The 19,097-nt window shown below is 40.0% G+C and carries 17 protein-coding genes and 1 pseudogene; 12 read left to right on the top strand and 6 right to left on the bottom strand.

All coding sequences use genetic code 11. From position 1 onward, the window contains the following. Nucleotides 1-210: 210 nt before the first annotated feature. Entirely contained in the window at nt 211-990 is a 780-nt protein-coding gene (locus ACJ004_RS21360) for a Cof-type HAD-IIB family hydrolase (RefSeq protein ID WP_410895157.1), read from the bottom strand. 379 nt (nt 991-1,369) lie between these two features. On the opposite strand from ACJ004_RS21360, the gene ACJ004_RS21365 reads away from it, so the two are divergent. Beyond that, nucleotides 1,370-1,525, top strand: a complete 156-nt coding sequence (locus ACJ004_RS21365; RefSeq protein WP_410895158.1) for a hypothetical protein — start codon at nt 1,370-1,372, stop codon at nt 1,523-1,525. Nucleotides 1,526-1,583: 58 nt separating this feature from the next. Here ACJ004_RS21365 and ACJ004_RS21370 read toward each other — a convergent pair whose 3' ends face one another. From ACJ004_RS21370 to ACJ004_RS21385, 4 genes are all read right to left on the bottom strand, one after another. Then, nucleotides 1,584-2,264: a zinc metallopeptidase gene (locus ACJ004_RS21370; RefSeq protein WP_410895159.1), complete on the bottom strand. Its 681-nt coding sequence runs from the start codon at nt 2,262-2,264 to the stop codon at nt 1,584-1,586. A 168-nt stretch (nt 2,265-2,432) separates the two neighbouring features. Further along, nucleotides 2,433-3,359 carry a DMT family transporter gene (locus ACJ004_RS21375; protein ID WP_410895160.1) on the bottom strand — a complete coding sequence of 309 codons (927 nt, stop codon included), beginning with the start codon at nt 3,357-3,359 and terminating at the stop codon, nt 2,433-2,435. A gap of 148 nt (nt 3,360-3,507) precedes the next feature. Next, the gene (locus ACJ004_RS21380; protein WP_410895161.1) at nt 3,508-3,789 is read right to left on the bottom strand and encodes a hypothetical protein; all 282 of its coding nucleotides are present in this window, start codon (nt 3,787-3,789) and stop codon (nt 3,508-3,510) included. Nucleotides 3,790-3,846: 57 nt separating this feature from the next. Beyond that, on the bottom strand, nt 3,847-4,038 hold the full coding sequence (locus tag ACJ004_RS21385; protein WP_410895162.1) for a hypothetical protein: 192 nt from the start codon (nt 4,036-4,038) through the stop codon (nt 3,847-3,849). A 185-nt stretch (nt 4,039-4,223) separates the two neighbouring features. On the opposite strand from ACJ004_RS21385, the gene pdxR reads away from it, so the two are divergent. The 7 genes and pseudogenes from pdxR (at nt 4,224) to ACJ004_RS21420 (ending at nt 12,282) form a co-directional block, all read left to right on the top strand. After that, nucleotides 4,224-5,660 (top strand): MocR-like pyridoxine biosynthesis transcription factor PdxR, encoded by a 1,437-nt coding sequence (gene pdxR, locus ACJ004_RS21390; RefSeq protein ID WP_410895163.1) that lies wholly within the window; start codon nt 4,224-4,226, stop codon nt 5,658-5,660. Between the two features lie 561 nt (nt 5,661-6,221). Further along, a complete protein-coding gene (locus ACJ004_RS21395; protein WP_410895164.1) occupies nt 6,222-7,757 on the top strand; it encodes an NCS1 family nucleobase:cation symporter-1 in 1,536 nt (511 codons plus the stop codon). 348 nt (nt 7,758-8,105) lie between these two features. Then, entirely contained in the window at nt 8,106-9,269 is a 1,164-nt protein-coding gene (locus tag ACJ004_RS21400) for a YecA family protein (protein WP_410895165.1), read from the top strand. 13 nt (nt 9,270-9,282) lie between these two features. Then, nucleotides 9,283-10,270, top strand: a pseudogene (locus ACJ004_RS21405) (Gfo/Idh/MocA family protein). Between the two features lie 217 nt (nt 10,271-10,487). Then, nucleotides 10,488-10,625: a hypothetical protein gene (locus ACJ004_RS21410; protein ID WP_410895166.1), complete on the top strand. Its 138-nt coding sequence runs from the start codon at nt 10,488-10,490 to the stop codon at nt 10,623-10,625. Nucleotides 10,626-10,807: 182 nt separating this feature from the next. Next, nucleotides 10,808-11,116: a hypothetical protein gene (locus ACJ004_RS21415; RefSeq protein WP_410895167.1), complete on the top strand. Its 309-nt coding sequence runs from the start codon at nt 10,808-10,810 to the stop codon at nt 11,114-11,116. 470 nt (nt 11,117-11,586) lie between these two features. After that, complete coding sequence (locus ACJ004_RS21420; RefSeq protein WP_410895168.1) at nt 11,587-12,282, top strand: YoaK family protein; 696 nt, start codon at nt 11,587-11,589, stop codon at nt 12,280-12,282. Between the two features lie 85 nt (nt 12,283-12,367). On the opposite strand, the gene ACJ004_RS21425 is transcribed toward ACJ004_RS21420, so the two are convergent. Further along, complete coding sequence (locus ACJ004_RS21425) at nt 12,368-12,625, bottom strand: HPr family phosphocarrier protein (protein ID WP_410895169.1); 258 nt, start codon at nt 12,623-12,625, stop codon at nt 12,368-12,370. 423 nt (nt 12,626-13,048) lie between these two features. Here ACJ004_RS21425 and ACJ004_RS21430 point away from each other — a divergent pair, with 423 nt between their 5' ends. The 4 genes from ACJ004_RS21430 (at nt 13,049) to ACJ004_RS21445 (ending at nt 19,030) form a co-directional block, all read left to right on the top strand. After that, nucleotides 13,049-13,345 carry a heterocycloanthracin/sonorensin family bacteriocin gene (locus ACJ004_RS21430; RefSeq protein WP_410895262.1) on the top strand — a complete coding sequence of 99 codons (297 nt, stop codon included), beginning with the start codon at nt 13,049-13,051 and terminating at the stop codon, nt 13,343-13,345. Between the two features lie 176 nt (nt 13,346-13,521). Next, entirely contained in the window at nt 13,522-15,486 is a 1,965-nt protein-coding gene (locus tag ACJ004_RS21435; RefSeq protein ID WP_410895170.1) for a putative thiazole-containing bacteriocin maturation protein, read from the top strand. Then, the gene (locus ACJ004_RS21440) at nt 15,483-17,429 is read left to right on the top strand and encodes a TOMM precursor leader peptide-binding protein (protein ID WP_410895171.1); all 1,947 of its coding nucleotides are present in this window, start codon (nt 15,483-15,485) and stop codon (nt 17,427-17,429) included. Before ACJ004_RS21435 ends, ACJ004_RS21440 begins: the two co-directional genes overlap by 4 nt. Nucleotides 17,430-17,452: 23 nt before the next feature. After that, nucleotides 17,453-19,030, top strand: coding sequence for a SagB family peptide dehydrogenase (locus tag ACJ004_RS21445; protein ID WP_410895172.1), 1,578 nt, complete (start codon nt 17,453-17,455; stop codon nt 19,028-19,030). Nucleotides 19,031-19,097: the final 67 nt, after the last annotated feature.

Here is a 19,097-nt window from a genome sequence, read left to right on the forward strand (position 1 = left end):
TTCATTCCATACATATAAAAAGCTTGTAGAAGTAAGTCCATTTGGACAAATTCTACAAGCTTTTATTATTGCTTTTTACTTCGTAATACAGTAATAAACCCATTCAAAATTTCATGGATGAACATCCCGGATAACTTCAAATGATAAATTTATTCCATCTTCCTCTTTTTCTCCTATTTGCAATTCGGAAATTTGAGAAGAGCACTCCGTTTAAATTAAACCGAGGCGCTCTAATCCATACCGGACGCCGTCTTCTTCGGCAGTGAGGGTCACCATATTGGCAACTTTTTTTAACTCATCGCGGGCATTGCCCATAGCGACTCCCATTCCGACCAAAGATAGCATTTCCAAATCATTTAAACCATCACCAAAAGCAACAGCTTCATCAGGTGCAATCCCAAGTTTTTCTAATAATTTATTGAGACCTACAGCTTTATTTGAATTAGTTAAATTCACATCACAGGTTCGTGCCCCTGAACTCCACCTGCGGAAATCAAGTTCTGGAACCTTTGTTTGATAATGTGATTCTTCCTCAACATCACAATGAAGAAACAATTGATAAATTTCTTGGTCTGTCCAAAATTGCGGCGGGGCAAGTTCAGGTTTCCACGGATCATGCTGGTAGGCTTCCACAACAAATGGATGGCTTAGATCAGTCACTCTAAAATTCGTTTTACTTAAATAGGTCAATGGATGTTGATAATCATTTGACAATTGATGAACCCTCTCTAATACATGTTTCTCAATGGCACTCTTGTATATTTCTTTTCCTTCATGGAAGGCATAAGAACCATTAAAAAAGACCATCGAGTCGACGCCGGTTTCTTGAATAATGGACTCTGTAAAATAAGGGGCTCTCCCGGTAGCAATAACTACTTTCAAATGATTTTCTCGTAACCGCTGGACGGCATCCTTTGTGGCATGACTAAGTGTTTTTCCATGCGGGAGGATGGTTCCGTCGATATCTAAAATGACAACTTTGTAATTCATAAAACACACTCCTATGATGCATTCTCACTTTAAAAGCCAGTATCACTTTAGCACAGTATACCATGTTTGAACTTAAAGGGTATCTGAGTGGGTTTTCATTATACATGAAGGAGAGTTGGTTCGCACCTTTCATGGAGGTGTTACCTTACTTTTTTTATAAAAATTGCCTAACTAAGACTAATTGTATCCTGTATAAGAAAAATGAGAATCCAGTCAGTTACGATTTTTTTATTAACAATAATTATATTATGTAAACTAATAAAATTAACAAAGGAATTCATTCATATATCACAACTGTCTCGGGCACAATGTGAAAATGATGGGGTTTCATCAAAGTGAACAAAAGATAAATACAAAATACATGATGGAAGGTGTTCGTATGGAACAAAAAGCAAAAAAGCAAAAACTCCTACGTGATTATGGCTATCCTGAAAAAGCGATTCCTAGATTAATGGAAGAAATAAGTTCTATGGACTATGAGAAGTTGGAAAAACTTATCTTGCCGTATAACGACATAACATCAGCTAAATCCTAAAATAAAAGAAAAATAAGACCCCGAATAAGGGAGTCTTATTTTTCTTTTCAATATTAAATTAGTCCTCATTATTTTGCATTCCGGTAAACATGAGCACAAAACGAAGTAACTCTGCAACGGCTATAACGGTTGCAGCAACATAGGTTAACGCAGCCGCATTTAGCACTTTTTTCGCCCGATACTCTTCTTCATTTCTAATCAGACCAGAACCAACCATTACATTCAACGCTCTGGAACTCGCATTGAATTCAACCGGTAACGTGACCACCTGAAATAGCACTGCAGCGCCCATAGCGATAATCCCAAGTAATAAAAAGTTGGCAGAGGATAGAAGAATACCGATTAAGATTAAGATAAATGAAAAATTTGAGCCGATATTTGCAACAGGTACTAATGCATGTCTGACACGTAAAGGCACATAACCGTCTTTTTGCTGGAGACAGTGGCCAACCTCGTGAATGGCTACGGATATCGAGGCAATGGAAGTACCATGGAAATTTGTTGAAGAAAGCCGAACACTTCTACTTCTTGGATCATAGTGGTCCGATAAGTGACCTCTCACTTCTTCGACAGCAACATCGTATAAGCCATTTTGATCCAAAATTCTTCTTGCGGCATGGGCGCCAGTTAATCCAGAAGAGGATCCCACTTTTAAAAATTTCGAGTAGGTACTCCTTAAATACATTTGCACTAATAATGGAACTATCATGATTAGAATAAAATAAACAATAAAACCCATGATGCATGCTCCTTCTCTGATAGCTAATTTATATAATTATTATACTTTAAGGTGCACTTTTTTAGTAATAATGTGCTTTTTAAAAAAGGACTAACCAATGAGGTAAGTCCTTTTACGCGTGTTTTTGAGTCTGTGATAAGAACTAATTGTTCCCATTGCTCCAACTTTTTAGATGGCACGGTTAACAGTATTTAGTTTTTTCTTAAATATTTTTGTTTGTGTTCCAATATAAACCCCAGATAGGACAAAGGCTGCACCAACTCCGTGGGCCAAGGTGAAGGTTTCATTTAAAAAGATGGTTGCCATCAATACAGCTGAGACGGGCATGACATTAATAAAAATCGAAGCTTTTGCAGCGCCAATTTCTTTGATTCCGTAATAATACATGATAAATGAAACCACTGTGACGAAGATACTCATATGGGCAATGGCCAACCAAGTTGCATAGTCCGCATGCTGTACGTCCTTCCATGTGGTTTCCACAAGGGCAAAGGGCAATAAAAACAACGTCCCAAACGCAACCGCATAGGTGGTGGATTCCACGGGGGTGAATTTTTTTAAAACCACTTTACCGACCACGCTATATAAGGCCCAACAAATCACCGCACCAAGTAAAACAAAATCGATTGTTTCAAAGTCGAATCGCAGCAATGAAAGTACATGACCATCTGTAATAATAAAAGTTACTCCTATAAGAGCAATCACCATGCCAATTATATGATTCTTGGTGATCTTCTCTTTTAAAAAGACGCCTGATAAAAGGACAATTAATACGGGGTTCGAAGCAATAAATAAGGAACTTTTAATCACTGGTGCATGTTTGGTGGCAATAAAAAAGCAAATATTATAAAGAGCTATTCCTGTTAAACCTAAAACGGCAAATAAGCCATAATCTTTAAGGGTAGGTTTGGTCCGATTTTTCTCCGTTAGCCACATCAATGGAAACAATAGGACTGCAGCCCCTAAAAACCGTAAAAAAGCAACCGTTGCTGGTTCAAAGCTTTGAACGGCAATTTTTCCAGCAATAAATGCACTTCCCCAGGTCGCCGTAGCGAAAATCAACATTCCATAAATAAGCCATCGCTTTTTCTTCATCCATTTCCCTTCAATCTATAAATGTAATAATTAGTATTGTAACATCTTTTTCGGATTTCGAAATAATTATTTTTAATAGATTTAGAATAGTGCGACCATTTATTTGATGAAATATTTACTAGTCAGAATTAGGGGGTGACGATTCCTATTATTTACTTTGTTTATTTCTATAAGAAATAATATTTGTTTTTAACGAAGCATATGTCCCAATCGCTGCGTATCCGTAAAACCAACCCATAAATATACCGCCAAAAGTATTATGTTTATGACTAATAAAAATGGAAATTCCTAGGCCGAAGATTAGTGCTATGGTGGGTACAAACCATTTTGGTAACTTGAAATAAACCTTTATTAATTGAGTTAACATAATAATGAGGGGGATAGCAAAAATTGCATCCCAAAAATTCGTTTGAATGGTAGGGAAATTCACAGGTTAACACACCTTTTTTTTCCTTATTATGCGTGTTATCTGTGGATTTATTAATATTTAGTTCATACTAATATACCAAGCTAAACCTCCGATGGCAGCTATAATGACGATGACATAAATCCCCGTCAACCGTAATGTGTTTTGTTTTGTGGAACTTTTATAATTTTCATCAGGTTTACCTGTAAGTGCTAGTGTCCCAATCAATGCTGCTATTAAAACGATAACAATAAGAGCCATACCAAACTTCATTATCTTCATCCTCACTAAATAATTTTATTATAAAAAGATTGACTTTTCCTAAGAGTTTCAATGTATGATTCTTATATTAAAGTTAATGTTAGAAAAAATGACCATCCAATTCACAAAAAATTGGACCATCCACTTATGACGAATGGTTCATAACTTCTTCAATCAGATGGAAAGGAGTGATAATTTTGGGGTGGAAACCAAATCGTACGGAAAAAAGACCGATCTACAAACAAATTGCTGATTACATTGAGCAAGGAATTTCAACAGGAATGTATTCAACGGAGAGCATGTTACCCTCTGAACGAGTCTTAGCAGAAGAGCTGCAAGTCAACCGGAGTACAGTGATAGCAGCCTATGAAGAGCTCCAGTCTCTGGGGATTGTCGAGCGGAAAAAAGGTAGCGGCACCCGTGTTAGCACAGACATTTGGGGGCTTGAACATAGACGTATTCCAAACTGGAGTAGATATTTGGAAAGGGGGTCTTTTCTTCCCAACCTTCCTGTTGTTCAAAAAATACGTAAGGAAACCCAGGGAAATGATCTTATTAATATGGCTAGTGGTGAATTATCACCAAGTTTATTTCCAAATGAGCAATTTAGTCAAATCCTTTCCGAGCATCCATTTACAGGCTATCTTGGATATGACGATCCGCAAGGGAATGAAGATTTACGGAGAACTATTTCCGATCATGTAAAAGAGTATAAAAACATTACAACAACGCCAGCAGCGGTTCTTATTACATCTGGTGCACAGCAAGCCTTGCATTTAATTGTCCAATGCCTGCTTAAACCGGGTGACGCTGTTGCAATAGAGGACCCATCCTATTGTTTTTCTCTTCCCATGTTTCAAACGGCAGGTTTAAAGATCTACCGATTACCTGTGGATTCACAAGGGATAAACCCGGATGATCTTATTCATTTACATAAGAAACATCGCTTAAGAATGGTTTTTTTAAATCCTGATTATCAAAACCCAACAGGAACAGTACTTTCCATGGAACGGCGAAAACAAATTTTAAACCTCTCCGCTGAATTTGGTATTCCAATCATAGAAGACGATCCCTATAGTTTGACCTCCTTTGATGGGATAGTTAATTCGACATTAAAATCAATGGATGATAATGGAAATGTGCTTTATATCAGTTCGTTGTCCAAAATTATTGCATCTGGATTGCGTATTGGTTGGATAATTGGACCACCCAAGGTCATTCAACGACTTGCAGACGCCAAACAACAAGTTGATTTTGGACACAGTATCTTTCCACAATGGATAGCGAATCAATTTCTTGGGTCCGCATACTTTCATCCGCATATTCAATTTTTAAGAAAACAGTTGAAACAGAGGAGAGATCAAATTGTTATAAGCCTTAACCAGCTATTGGATGATAAAATTTCTTTTTCGATTCCCGAGGGTGGAATTCATATGTGGTGTAAATTACACAGGCCAGAAGATGAACAAAAATTACTGGAGGAATCAATAAGGAATGGGATCGCATTTGTACCAGGAACGGTCTTAGGGTCTGAAAAGGGTTATCAGCGTTTTACATTTGGCAGGGCGGAATCAACTTACATTCATGAAGGCATCAAAAGATTTTCCAAGGTGTTAATAAATTTAGAAAAATAAAAACGTATCAATATAATCGGAAATTTAAAAATTTTGGGGTGAGCATCCGTTGAATGAAAGCTTTAACGCACCGGATTACTCACCCCCTTTTTTATATTATTAAATAATTAATCTAATAGAAAAATCATGTGAGAAATCCTTACACTTTTAAAGACAAATCTTGTCCTCCTTATTATACTCCATTATATGGTATTAGTTGGTACTCAGGAGATAAAGAAGGATTCTTCAGAGGATTCATTTTACATAACATAAAAGAATTGATAGAAATCATTATACTTTTTGTCCAATGACAGGGTAAATGGGAGATATATAATATAGGATAGGGAGGTAGGTTTTCTTTTGCTTGTGCTTTGCCTGGAATAAAGAATAGTAGGGAGGGACGCAATGGTATTTAGTTTACATCTAATTTGAATTTTTTCAATATTCTCTCAAATTTTGTGTTAAGGTAAGTTCCATACCAATCCTAGGTAAATCTTAAAGATTTCTGATGTATCCCTTGATCTTTCGGCATAATTGTTTCACTAGGAAAACTCGTTGAATAACCAATAAGGGGGAATTTTGTTGAAAACGCAAATTGAACAAAATGGTATTGTTACCCTGACACCTGAAGCAGCCAATGGTTTGAGTAACAGTGAAATGTGGAATGATGATTTACGGCCCACGACAATGAAAGAACATTCATGGAAAGGGCTGAACTTTGCCACATTATGGATTGGTATGTGTTTATGTATTCCAGCATATACGATGGCAAGTGGCTTGATTTCGTTAGGAATGAATTGGTGGCAAGCGATTGGAACGATTTTTCTTGGAAATGTCATAGTTCTTATCCCTATTCTATTAAACTCACATGCAGGTACAAAATTTGGAATTCCATATCCCGTTTTTGCCCGTTTATGGTTTGGCTCTAAAGGAGCACATATCCCAGCTTTAGCGAGAGCCATTGTTGCAGCTGGATGGTTCGGGATCAACACCTGGATTGGTACAGGAGCAATTGATACTCTTTTATCAGCATCATTTCCTGCCTGGAGAAACTTAGCAGGCCATACGGCTATCGTCTTTGCCTTATTTTGGGCATTAAATGTTATTGTAGCCTATAAGGGACCACAGGCCATGAAAGTACTAGGCTTAATTGCAACACCGATTGTGGGTATCGCTTCAATTATTCTTCTAATATGGGCGTATACAAATGCAGGAGGCTGGGGGCCTATCTTGGACACCCCATCTGAATTCCAAACAACCGGGGCATTTTTAAAAGTATTTTTCCCGGCATTAACAGGCGTTATTGCTTTCTGGGCAACCCTTGCCTTGAATATTCCTGACTTTTGTCGTTATGCAAAAAGTCAAAAATCACAAATGCTTGCTCAAAGCTTCTCACTTCCACTTACGATGAGTATCTTCTCCTTCATTGGAATTGCCGTTACATCTGCAACAGTGGTGATTTTCGGGACAGCTCTTTGGGATCCCGTTCAATTGCTTGCGAAATTCCCGCCATATGTAATCTTTTTGGGGACTTTAATCATTGTCATAGCATCCTTAACGATTAATGTCGGTGCAAACATTGTCGCACCGGCCCGTGCGATCGAAAATTTAAATCCAAAACGGATTACATTTGGATTAGGTGCTTTAATCACTGGAGTCTTTGCCATCTTAATGCAGCCATGGTACATTATGGAGAACTTTGGAAACTATATCTTTGGCTGGCTGGGGACATATGGTGCCTTACTCGGTCCGATTGATGGAATTGCGATAGCGGATTACTGGCTTGTGCGCAAGAGAAGAATGGCACTTAATGAGCTCTATGATGTAAACGGCCGGTATAGCTATACATCTGGTTTTAATAAAAACGGTGTTTATGCCCTGATCATTGGTGTAGCAATTCCAGTCCTAGGACTTATTATTCCGGGACTTCGCTTTTTATGGGATAACGCGTGGACATTTGGATTGTTCATCTCTATTATTGCCTACACCTACTTAATGAGAGGAGACCAAAGCGTTTTAAAACCAGGAGAATATGAAAAAATTACGACCTTCAAATCGTCAACACCTGGCAATCAAATAGATTCAGTCAAAAACAATGAAACAGAATTCTTTTATTAAGGCTATTTTCGCATTGATTGTTGTTTCTCGTATAAGTCCATCAACCCGTAAAACTATATGCTTCGGGCATCTTTTCGTAAGAACCTGTGCGAAAATTGCCTATAATCTTAGTAAATGACCCTATTAAGGCTCCAAAAGCAACAAAGTTTACGGAAAGAGCCTTTATTAATAATTGAGTGTCAGGCACCATCCTCGTAATTGTAGGGGGGGCCTGACACTTTTTTTGTGTATAAAATGGCCCTTAAGATAGACTTTCGATTTGAAATTGTTAAAACGCTCGGATTATTGGTGATGCCCCAAAAAATGAAGTATAATGAAGGTGAAAAAGTAGAATAAAGGACTGATAGGATGACCTTTTTAGAAAAAATAAAACCTCATATAATTAGCAATGATTTATTAATTCAAGAAACGGTGCTTCATGCATTACACGATTATCCAAACGTCCCAGAAGAATGGACGATAGAATTATTGAAGGAAGCTTTTACTAACAAGGACAAGCAATCCTCGATCCTAATATACATTGATAACATGAAGTTCAATGAAGAGGCCGTCAAGATTTTGTTGGAAAATATCCCTAGGATGGATAAGACCCAGATCCATTTAGGGATAAGATTATTCTATGAGATTGACCCAATTCTAGCTTTAAAATATAAAGAGGAACTTTTAAGATATATTTCTGAGGATGATTGGTCATTTTATGAACTTTTAGTAAATGGTACAAAAGAAGAAGTTTACTTTGAATATAGAGAAACCTTACAGGCTCTTGAGAACGAAGAGTATCACCATCAGTCCTTATACATAAAAGCGAAAAAACTGGCAACTAGTATCGTTCAGCATGGCTGGATTACAGAAACAGAAATAGAACTAATCATCCAAGCGGAACGAAATAAACCATGGTATTCCTATGAAGGAATCCTTTCCGTTTATATGATAGGATTACTAGAAATTGAACAGTATATTCCATATCTAGCCAGCTTATTAGTCCGTGATGAAGATATCTTGTTGGAAGAAGTTGCATCCGCATTAATTCGCTTTCAATCAGATGATGTGGTGAACGCGGTTGGATCCTATTTAAAGAAATCGGAATCGGTGATTTTCGCTAGTTCGATAATTGAAAATATTAAATCTGACCAGGCTGTTCAGGCTTTAAAAGATGCCTATCGATGTTCAGATGAGCTTGAGGATCAAGACATGCTGATTGAGGCACTCTGCCATCAGTTGTCTAAGGAAGGATTACCTGAAGTTAGCGACCACATGCAAAAAGAATACTTCTCAAACCTAGTTGATATCGAACAGACAGTTTATAGTTATTATTCTATTTTAGGCGAGCAACACCCAGAATTAATGGATTGGAAATTAGCAGCGCTAGGAAGAGAAATGGAATATAGAAATAATAGTAAGCAGGGTGAACTTTCCCAGATTAGTCCAATTCATAATGAAAATAAAGTGGGTCGAAATGATCCATGTCCGTGCGGAAGCGGCAAAAAATATAAAAAGTGCTGTGGCAAATAAGGAGATTTGTTTGATGATAATGGATAAAGTTCGTTGGGGAATCATCGGATGCGGTGATGTAACCGAGGTGAAAAGTGGTCCGGCTTTCCAAAAAATTAGCCAATCAGAGTTGGTAGCCGTGATGAGAAGAACAGGTGAACTTGCGGAAGACTATGCAAAACGGCATGCTGTCCCAAAATGGTATGATAATGCGGATGATTTGATAAATGATCCTGAGGTTAATGCTGTTTATATAGCCACACCGCCTGGATCGCATAAAGAATACACAATCAAGGCTGCAAAGGCAGGGAAAACTGTTTATGTAGAAAAGCCAATGGCCCGAAATTACGAGGAATGTCAAGAAATGATAGCTGCTTGTAAGGAGGCAGGAGTGCCTTTGTATGTTGCTTATTACCGTAGAGCGCAAGAGCGATTTTAAAAAAATTAAAGAGCTGTTGAATAATGGAGCGATTGGTGAGGTACGGTTTGTATCATCAACACAATATCAAAAAGCTTCGGGAGACGTGTTGGACCCACAGAACCTACCCTGGAGAGTTCAACCCGAATTAGCAGGCGGGGGACTGTTTTTTGATTTAGCCAGCCATACGCTCGATCTATTAGATTTTCTGCTTGGTCCGATTACCACTGTTCAAGGATTAGCATCCAATCAAGCCGGCTATTACCATGCGGAAGATATTGTAACAGGTACATATAGATTTGAATCAGGCATCCATGGGGTGGGAAATTGGTGTTTTACTGCTTTTGAAGATGTCGATATCAATGAAATCGTGGGGAGCAAAGGGAAAATCACCTTTTCTACTTATGGAAACGAGCCCATCATATTAACGACGGCTAGCGGAATGGAGCAATGGAGTTTCGAACGACCAGAGCACGTCCATCAACCCCTTGTCGAAACAATTGTAACAGACTTAACAACTGGTAGCTCTCAGTGCCCTAGCAGCGGAGTGACAGGTGCAAGAACGAATTGGGTCATGGGTGAAATGGTGAAAAATTATTATTAAAATAAGTTATTTGGTTTTAATTAAGGACAACCATACGGTTCGTCCTTTTTTGTTTTTCAATTATGCCATTACACAGTAAAGAGCCCCTTGGTGCCTGACACTTTATTTATTTATATTTAGTGTTTTTCAATGATGTAAGCGCATACATTTATAATATAAAGGGAGGTGGAGTTGTTGCTCTATCCTTATGGGAATGATTATATCAAATACCTAAACGATGAAGGTTCATACGGAATCACGTATGACCAATGGAAATTTAAAAATAGTAAACAATACACAGACAAGTGCAGACAATGTGGAAATGGGAAAAACCCCTATCAACCTTGTCCAAAGTGCAATTATTAAGCGCCTATAGGCGTTTTTTCTATTTCTAGAAATGGTTGGTATCTAACCAAAGGAATCTGTTTTATAATTGAATAACAAAGGCAATCTAATTAGAAGAAGAAGCTGGAAAGTTTTCATAGATAGGATGCGAGATGAAAACAATAGGTTGGAGTTCATTAAACAAGCATTTTTAGAAAGAAAGGAAGTAACAGAATGGAAAAATCGATCGAGAAATTACATAAGCTGCACGATTCTGTGCAAAAATTAGAGGCGGTATTACAAGAGGTTTGGAGCTTGGTGGATGAAATTGGTGAGGATCATCAGTTTACTGACCTTATAAATAAAGCCCAAAAATATCAATCAAAGAAACTAAAGACAGATAAGAGCATGGAAGAACTGATTGTCAGGCTGGATGAGTTTGATCATAGCATGGAGGAAATTCCAGAAGACGGGACGGCAGCAGTTGATTTTGAAGATGCCATCGCAGAACTTATCGATTGGATGAAGAACAATCAAGCATAATCGTTTGTAAAACTAGGGACTAACTTATTGAAGTTAGGTCCCTTTTTCTAAGGATTTTACCTTAACTTAAAATCTTATTCGTTGATTGTACTATGGAATTCGCAGATATAAACAGAAAATTATCTAATAGAACTAGCAGTCCTGATAGATTCCGCTATTCGCTCGTTAAATACGAAATTCGCCCATTAAGTTCAAGAATTCGCCCATTGAATATAACAATTCGCCCATAAAATGCAAAAATCCGCTCATAGAATCAAAAAACTGCAAAAATGCCAACATTTTATTAGGAAAATTATTAAATTACATCTATAAAAAACGTTATCAACTTATCTTTTCTTTGTATTGTCAAAAATTGAGGATCAATTTCATTCCATTTCATGATATTTTAAGAAAATCAGGAATTGATATTTCCTAACAAGGATGAAAAGAATACTATACAAATTAGTAAATAGGATCAAGGAGATCGCAAAATGAAAGATAAAATCCCCTCGTTATCGTCCAATTCATTTTATTTGGGTATTTTATTAGCGGTGGTCGGAGGTTTTTTAGATGCCTATACGTTTATTAGCAGAGACGGCGTTTTTGCTAATGCCCAAACAGGAAATTTGGTCTTACTCGCTGTAAAAGCAGCTAATAGGGAATGGCAAGGCTCGTTGCTTTATATACCGCCGCTTTTAGCATTTATCTTAGGTGTTTTGGTATCAGAAATGGCTAAAATTCCTCGTGTTAGACAAGTTTTGCACAGCTATAGAAGGTCTATTCTTATCTTAGAATGCCTGGTATTAGTTATTGTAGGTCTTTTGCCGAAAAGTGTGCCTAACATCGTGGTAACTGTATGTATTGCATTTGTATCCTCTTTACAAATTTCCACTTTCAATAAGTTAGACAAGTGGGCCTATAATTCAACGATGACAACAGGGAACCTTCGGACGGCAACCCAAGCAGCATATTTGGCCTTAAAAGAAGATAATGATGAAGCAAAAAAACAATTCAAAGAGTTTTTTATTATCATTCTTTCTTTTTTATTTGGCGCGTTAACCGGGACATTTTCTACTACCTACATAGGGAACACCTCGATCTGGATAGCATCTGGGATCTTAGTGGTGGCACTTATTTTGTATCATCGGGATCGAGGGTATGTAAGTAAGTTCTTAACTTTAAAATAATTGGTTGGTTGTCCATTACATCTTATGTGGAAGAGGCTGGAACGCACTGTGGAGCCAGCCTCACCTTTTACCTTTTGAAACATTACTATTCTAGCATTTCCAACGTTTGAACGACCTCTTTCAATGCTTCGATTTCATCTTCCCCGGAAACTTCTAAGATAATTTCTGCCTGTTTAGGGATCGCCAACGATAAAACGCCGAGTACCGATTTTACATTTACCTTTCGTCCTTTGTAAGTAAGAAAGATATCAGAATTAAAACGAGACGCGTTTTGAACGAGTTTATTGACCGGCCGAGCATATAAACCTGCATTTCTGTTTATTATTACAGTTTGTTGTATCATGTTTTTCCTCCCTGGGTGCCATTTTGAATTTGTTAATCATGCACTTTTCTTATTTATGAAACCACATCATAAAAAATGCCCCAGATAATCCAATATGGGCCATTTTGTGTGGAAGTCCTCCTGACAATAGGTGAGAAGCCTCGAAATATTACTAGAATACATAATAGTCGAAGTTAATTTCTAGTATTTGTAAGCATTATGGCGTAATCTTATGAATTTTCAATAAAAATAGGCTTTTGCATCAGTGACAATACCCACCTAAAGCTCATATTTTGATGGAGAGAGTACTTGAAACATTGGTGGATTTTCCTAGGACACACTTATTTGTCAGGTTAAGTTTGTTTGGTTCCCCTTTTCATGTGCTGGTTTAGATTAAAAAAAGACGGAGGTATGAAAATGAATCCATTCCAAAATGAACTCCAAATGTTGAATGTTGGCGATTTTCAATCGACCCATGCTGTTCCTATAGACCCAAACCAATACTATTTTGATCAGTCTCGACAATTCGGTGGTGTTGGTGGTATCGGAGGTATTGGTGGTATCGGAGGTATTGGTGGTATTAGTGGTATTGGACGTTGTTTTAGTTGTTTCAGCTGCTTTAATTGCTTTAACTGTTTTAACTGTTTTAGCTGTTTCCATTGCTCTAATTGCTTTAGATGTTCACATTGCTCTAATTGCGGCGGGGGCCATCGATGCGGCGGAGGCCGATGCGGCGGTTAATTGTTCTGATTTTCAATGGAAAACTGGTTGGCTAATGAGAAGAGACCGTCCCTGCATGAGATTTTTGTAGGGGTTCTTCTCTATTAGCAAAGACATATGGGACAAATTGAGATACATAGAATTAGAGTGAAAGTAATGATACAGAAGGAGAAAAGCTAAAACTAAGGAGGAGTGAAATGACAAGTTTGGACCCTTCTATGCGTTTGAAAGTAAAAAGGGACACGTTTTTTCTCCCCGATTCAAATGGCGGTGTGTATTTTCGGAACAACATAAGTTCGTTCCGGATGGAAGGCAGTACGATCGATCAGTGGGTTGAAAAGCTGATACCGGTGTTCAACGGGGAATACACTTTGGGGGATTTAACAGAGGGATTACCGGGTCCACACCGAGATCGGGTGTATGAAATTGCTGAAGTGTTGTATCGAAATGGGTTTGTCCGAGATATAAGTAAAGACCATCCACATCAATTGGAGGAACAGGTTCTAAAAAGGCATGCTTCACAAATTGAATTTGTCGAGAGTTTTGTTGATTCGGGAGCGTACCGTTTTCAAACTTATCGTCAGGCCAAAGTGTTGGCCATTGGATCTGGTCCTTTATTTGTTTCGATGGTTTCTTCGTTGATTGAATCCGGATTGCCCAAGTTTAAGCTACTAATCACTGACGAGGTACCGACTAATAAACGGCGTTTACTGGAACTTGTCGCACATGCCCGTAAGACAGACCAAGAGGTTGCGGTAGAGGAAATCAAACTAAAGGCGAATGAGGTAAGTTTTTGGCGGGAGAATATACAGCATTTTGATTCGATTCTTTACGTGTCACAGGAGGGCAATCTAGGGGAACTGCGACTTCTTCATACGATTTGTAGGGAAGAGAAGAAATCTTTTCTCCCTGCTATATGCATTCAGCAAATGGGTATAGCAGGTCCGTTAGCTCGTCCAGATTCTGAGGCGTGCTGGGATTCTGCATGGCGCCGCTTGCACCAAACTGTGCTATTTAAAGAACAGCAAATACCTGCTTACTCTTCCACAGCTGGAGCGATGTTGGCAAATGTGATTGTATTTGAATTGTTCAAAGAGGTTACAGGAGTATCCGAGCAAGAACAGAAGAATCAACTTTTCCTCCTTGATCTGGATACGTTAGAAGGAAACTGGCATCCGTTTATCCCGCATCCTCTAGTGACTGGACGAATATTGGCTGAATGGGTTGAAGATTTCGATTTGCGACTTGAACAGGGATTGAGCAATGGTGAGCCAAGTGAATTACTTCTTTACTTCCACCAGTTGACATCAGAGGTGTCAGGTATTTTCCATATTTGGGGGGAAGAGGATTTAAAGCAGCTGCCGTTAGCCCAGTGTCGTGTTCAGGCGGTTGACCCGTTGTCGGAGGGACCGGCTGAGTTATTACGTGACATTGTCTGTACAGGTCTAACACATGAAGAGGCACGAAGGGAAGCAGGTCTTGCCGGGATTGAAGCCTATGTGTCACGAATGGCCGGTATGCTTCTTACCAGTCTAACTCCTTATCAAGAAGTCCAGTTTAATAGGATAGAACTACAAGAATTTGTTGGAATTGGTGCGGGGGAAACGTTTACGGAAGGTGTTTGCCGCGGATTACAAAAGTGTTTAGCCGAGGAGTTGAACATTCAACTGCCTGAACAGAGGATATCCGTCACTCGGGTGCAGTTGAGTTCTGTAGAAGATGAACGTTGCCGGTTTTATTTGCAGGCGCTGACTACAATACAGGGAGCACCTGTTATTGGTTTAGGAGAGGAAGTGTCCGGTTTCCCTGTGGTATGGCTTGGTACCTGTGACGGATGGTATCGCGGTGTAGATTTGAATCTAACATTGGCATTACGAAAAGTGTTACAACAAGCACTGGTTAAATTCCAAAACCCAGAAGCAAACCTTAAGGCGCAAGTGTTTAAGGTTTCGTCTTTGCTTCTGGAAGAAAAGGTGGGAGAAAGCATTGTCATTCCTGCATGTGATGAGAAGATCCAATCCTCCAACTTGCAGACCGCAATGGAAGTCTTGGAACGAAATCATAAGCGGATTTTGGTGTTTGAACAAAAAAAGGAACCATTTTTGAAAGAAGGATTGGCAGGGGTGTTTGGTGTGTTGCTTCGAGAGGAGGAAACTTGGTGAGCGCTATCGTGTTGGTTGTTGGAGATGGGGTGGTGGCGGACAGTGTGTGCCAAGAATTGTTTGCCCATTACCATGTAGTTCGCCAGGCCGAATTCGAGGCGGTTGTACCGAAAAAAACTGATTTAGCTCTTGTTCTGCAGGATTCCTGGAATCCTTCTGTTCATCAAAAGGCAGAAGAATGGTTTCGACGAACAGGTACACCATGGCTGCGAGGCTTCGTGTCATTTGGAGAGGGTGTGGTGGGGCCGCTTGTTCAGCCAGGGACACAGGGGTGTTCTCAGTGTGCGGACCTAAGACGGCTTATGGCAGGACGCGACCGTCAAGAGATGTGGGAGATGCAGCAGAGGATGAAGGAATCCAGAGGAATGCAGCCTGAAGGATGGGTATCCTCCACAGGACTCTTGCAGCTGGCACACCAGATCAGGGCGGAGGTCCAGCGAATTTTACAGGGTGATTATGCCCTTTCGGAAGGTCAAGTATGTTTAATCAATTTGAAAACATTGAAGAGTTCATGGCATTCCTTTCTGCCTGTCCCGTTGTGTCCGGTTTGCAGCCATTTACCCGACGATTCCGAGGACGCTGCGCAAATTTCATTGCAGCCAAGTCCGAAAAACAGCCGCAACAGTTTCCGGTGCCGTTCGTTGGATGAGCTGAATGAAGTTCTATCTAAGGATTATCTGGATCCGCGAATTGGACTATTGAATGGGAAAATGGTTGATCTTGTGCCACCATTTGCTGATGTCAGTGTTAATTTGCCTTTGTTCGAGGGGGATGAGGGAACAGCAGGCCGGACAAATTCCTATGCGGTAAGTGAGTTAACCGCCATTTTAGAAGGACTAGAGCGATACTGCGGACTGGAGCCGCGTGGTAAACGTACTGTTGTCTTTGATAGTTTCCGGAAGTTGAAACATAAAGCACTCAATCCGATTAAAGTAGGTGTGCACTCAAAGGAACAGTATGACCAGCCTGGTTATCCTTTTCAACCCTTTAATCCTGATCGGCCAATGAATTGGGTATGGGGTTATTCGTTTTTGGAAGAGCGACCGATTCTTGTCCCAGAGCTGCTTGCTTATTATAGTTTGGGCTGCGGACAGCGTGGTTTTGTCTATGAAACTTCCAACGGATGCGCGTTAGGCGGAAGTTTGGAGGAGGCTATTTTCTACGGAATAATGGAAGTGGTGGAGCGCGATTCCTTTCTGATGACTTGGTACGCCCGGATGAACCTTCCGCGTCTTGACCCTGCTTCGGCGGACGACCAAGAATTGCAGTTGATGATCGAGCGAATGCGGGCGGTCGCTGGATATGATCTTTATTTGTATAACTCAACGATGGAGCACGGAATTCCAAGTATTTTTACGATTGCGAAAAATAGAAAGAAAGAGGGATTGAATCTTATCTGTGCAGCTGGGGCACATCTCGACCCGGTACGGGCAGTTAAGAGTGCGGTTCATGAATTGGCTGGCATGATGCTGACCCTTGACGAGAAATTGGAGACGAACCAGAAGGAATATACCCGAATGCTTAAAGATTCATCTCTGGTAAAACAAATGGATGATCATGGCATGCTATACGGTTTGCCGCAAGCGGAAGAGCGCCTGAACTTTTTACTGAACGATCATCGTCCATTGCTTACATTTGCCGAGGAATTCAAGTGGGAGTCAAGTCATTTGGACCTTACTGATGATCTGCAGGATATTCTTGAAGTATTTCGGCAAATAAATCTTGATGTGATTGTGGTAGATCAGACGACCCCTGAATTAATACGGAACGGACTATATTGTGTGAAGGTGTTGATTCCAGGGATGCTTCCAATGACATTCGGACAACATCTTACCCGTGTTACTGGTCTGGATCGGGTGCTACGGGTACCGATGGAACTCGGATATTCACAGCAGCCGCTGACATTTGAACAGCTAAACCCACATCCACATCCGTTTCCATAAGCGGCGACTAGGAGGCAAGGAGGATGAGTCTAGAGGAGTTTTTGCACAATTTACATTTTGATATTGATGCGGCAAGCGTGCCTAACTGGGAAGTTGATTGGGCAGATGCACCACTCCCATATAAGCTTTATCGTGGCTTGCCAGAGGTACCATTTTCTCTAGAAGTACCGCTGACACTTGAAGGACAAGAACCGCCAGCGAAGCCTGATCTTCGCAAAATGGGTCATTTTCTCTGGTATGTTTACGGTCTTTCTCAAGTTAGCCAGTCAGTGTTTCCCTTGGATTCCATCGATAAAACGGCGAATCTATTACAATCCTTTCGGCGGTTTGCTCCTTCGGGAGGTGCATTGTATCCCAATGAATTATACGTATATCTCAAGGTAGAGGATTTACCTGTTGGGGTGTACCATTATGATGTGGCCCATCATCGCTTGGGATTGTTACGAGAAGGAAATTTCGATTCATATATAGCTCGTGCCCTTGGTAATCGCTGTGAAATATCTGCTTGTTTTGGTACTGTATTTGTGTCAACCATGTTTTGGAAAAATTTCTTCAAATATAATAACTTTTCTTACCGTTTACAAGGGTTGGATGCAGGTGTAGTGATTGGACAGTTACTGGAAGTAGCAAAACGTTTTGGCTTTGCATCAGGGGTTTACTTCCAGTTTCTTGATCGTGCTATTAACCATCTTGTTGGACTTTCCGAACAGGAGGAGAGTGTTTATGCGGTGATCCCACTTTCAGTAGAACCCACTATCTGGTCTGCTAATGGGAGTGAAAGTGACGGTATTGGCTCTGCCGCTGAATTGTGTCGAGAGCTAATAGCCATTCACCCTCATCACTACGTCCGGTCACGGAGAATCAAAGAGTATCCGATGTTAACAATGTTGAATGAAGCGTCGATGCTTCATTCAACTCAATCGTTTCGGATGATCGAGGCGAAAGAAAGTATGAATTGTGAGGGTCAAGCGGAAGCTCTGCCTCTCTTGGAGCGGTTGTCCTATGATCTGGCGTCAGTTTGCCGAAAGAGATTCTCACCCGACATGGATTTTGTTTTGGGGAAAGTAAGTCAATCTCAACTGGCTACACTATTGCAGGAGGCGGCAGCGTCCTTTTCTTATCGGAATGATTTGGATGAAACATATCGGAAGAACAAGCCGCGTGTTTCCCTGTATTGCAGTTTGTATAATGTTGAAGGTATTCCGGATGGTGCCTATCATTATGACAGTACTGCTCATGTGTTACGACAGGTACATCTCGGAGACCATCGGCTTTATTTACAATCTGGCATGTCTCTAGATAATGTAAATTTACTCCAAGTACCGCTCTGCCTCCATGTGGTAGGAGACAGGGAAACATACAGAACGGCCCTGGGCTATAGAGGATACCGTATTCAACAAATGGAAGCTGGCATGCTTGTGCAACGGTTACTGTTAGCGGCGTCCGCCCTCGGCATGGGGGGGCACCCACTCCTTGGGTTTGATGCGAACCTGAGTGATGAGATTTACAGGATAGAGCCACAAGGAAAAACCAGCCTAATCCAAATTCCGATTGGTCCCTATCGACATCGTCCTTGGTTGAAGGGAAGCTTGCATAGTTAAGATTAATAGGTTTACTGATTGCTGAAATCTGGCAAATACCTGAATTATAGATAATAAATATTCTAAA

Origin of the sequence: Neobacillus sp. 204 (genome assembly GCF_046562815.1) — a bacterium.
Taxonomy (GTDB): Bacteria; Bacillota; Bacilli; order Bacillales; family Cytobacillaceae; genus Neobacillus.

Bases quoted from the DNA above. Each gene is read 5' to 3' on its own strand.
- ACJ004_RS21360 (WP_410895157.1), bottom strand. From the start codon at position 990: ATGAATTACAAAGTTGTCATTTTAGATATCGACGGAACCATCCTCCCG.
- ACJ004_RS21365 (WP_410895158.1), top strand. From the start codon at position 1,370: ATGGAACAAAAAGCAAAAAAGCAAAAACTCCTACGTGATTATGGCTAT.
- ACJ004_RS21370 (WP_410895159.1), bottom strand. From the start codon at position 2,264: ATGGGTTTTATTGTTTATTTTATTCTAATCATGATAGTTCCATTATTA.
- ACJ004_RS21375 (WP_410895160.1), bottom strand. From the start codon at position 3,359: ATGAAGAAAAAGCGATGGCTTATTTATGGAATGTTGATTTTCGCTACG.
- ACJ004_RS21385 (WP_410895162.1), bottom strand. From the start codon at position 4,038: ATGAAGTTTGGTATGGCTCTTATTGTTATCGTTTTAATAGCAGCATTG.
- ACJ004_RS21400 (WP_410895165.1), top strand. From the start codon at position 8,106: ATGACCTTTTTAGAAAAAATAAAACCTCATATAATTAGCAATGATTTA.
- ACJ004_RS21410 (WP_410895166.1), top strand. From the start codon at position 10,488: ATGAAGGTTCATACGGAATCACGTATGACCAATGGAAATTTAAAAATA.
- ACJ004_RS21415 (WP_410895167.1), top strand. From the start codon at position 10,808: ATGGAAAAATCGATCGAGAAATTACATAAGCTGCACGATTCTGTGCAA.
- ACJ004_RS21420 (WP_410895168.1), top strand. From the start codon at position 11,587: ATGAAAGATAAAATCCCCTCGTTATCGTCCAATTCATTTTATTTGGGT.
- ACJ004_RS21425 (WP_410895169.1), bottom strand. From the start codon at position 12,625: ATGATACAACAAACTGTAATAATAAACAGAAATGCAGGTTTATATGCT.
- ACJ004_RS21430 (WP_410895262.1), top strand. From the start codon at position 13,049: ATGTTGAATGTTGGCGATTTTCAATCGACCCATGCTGTTCCTATAGAC.
- ACJ004_RS21435 (WP_410895170.1), top strand. From the start codon at position 13,522: ATGACAAGTTTGGACCCTTCTATGCGTTTGAAAGTAAAAAGGGACACG.
- ACJ004_RS21445 (WP_410895172.1), top strand. From the start codon at position 17,453: ATGAGTCTAGAGGAGTTTTTGCACAATTTACATTTTGATATTGATGCG.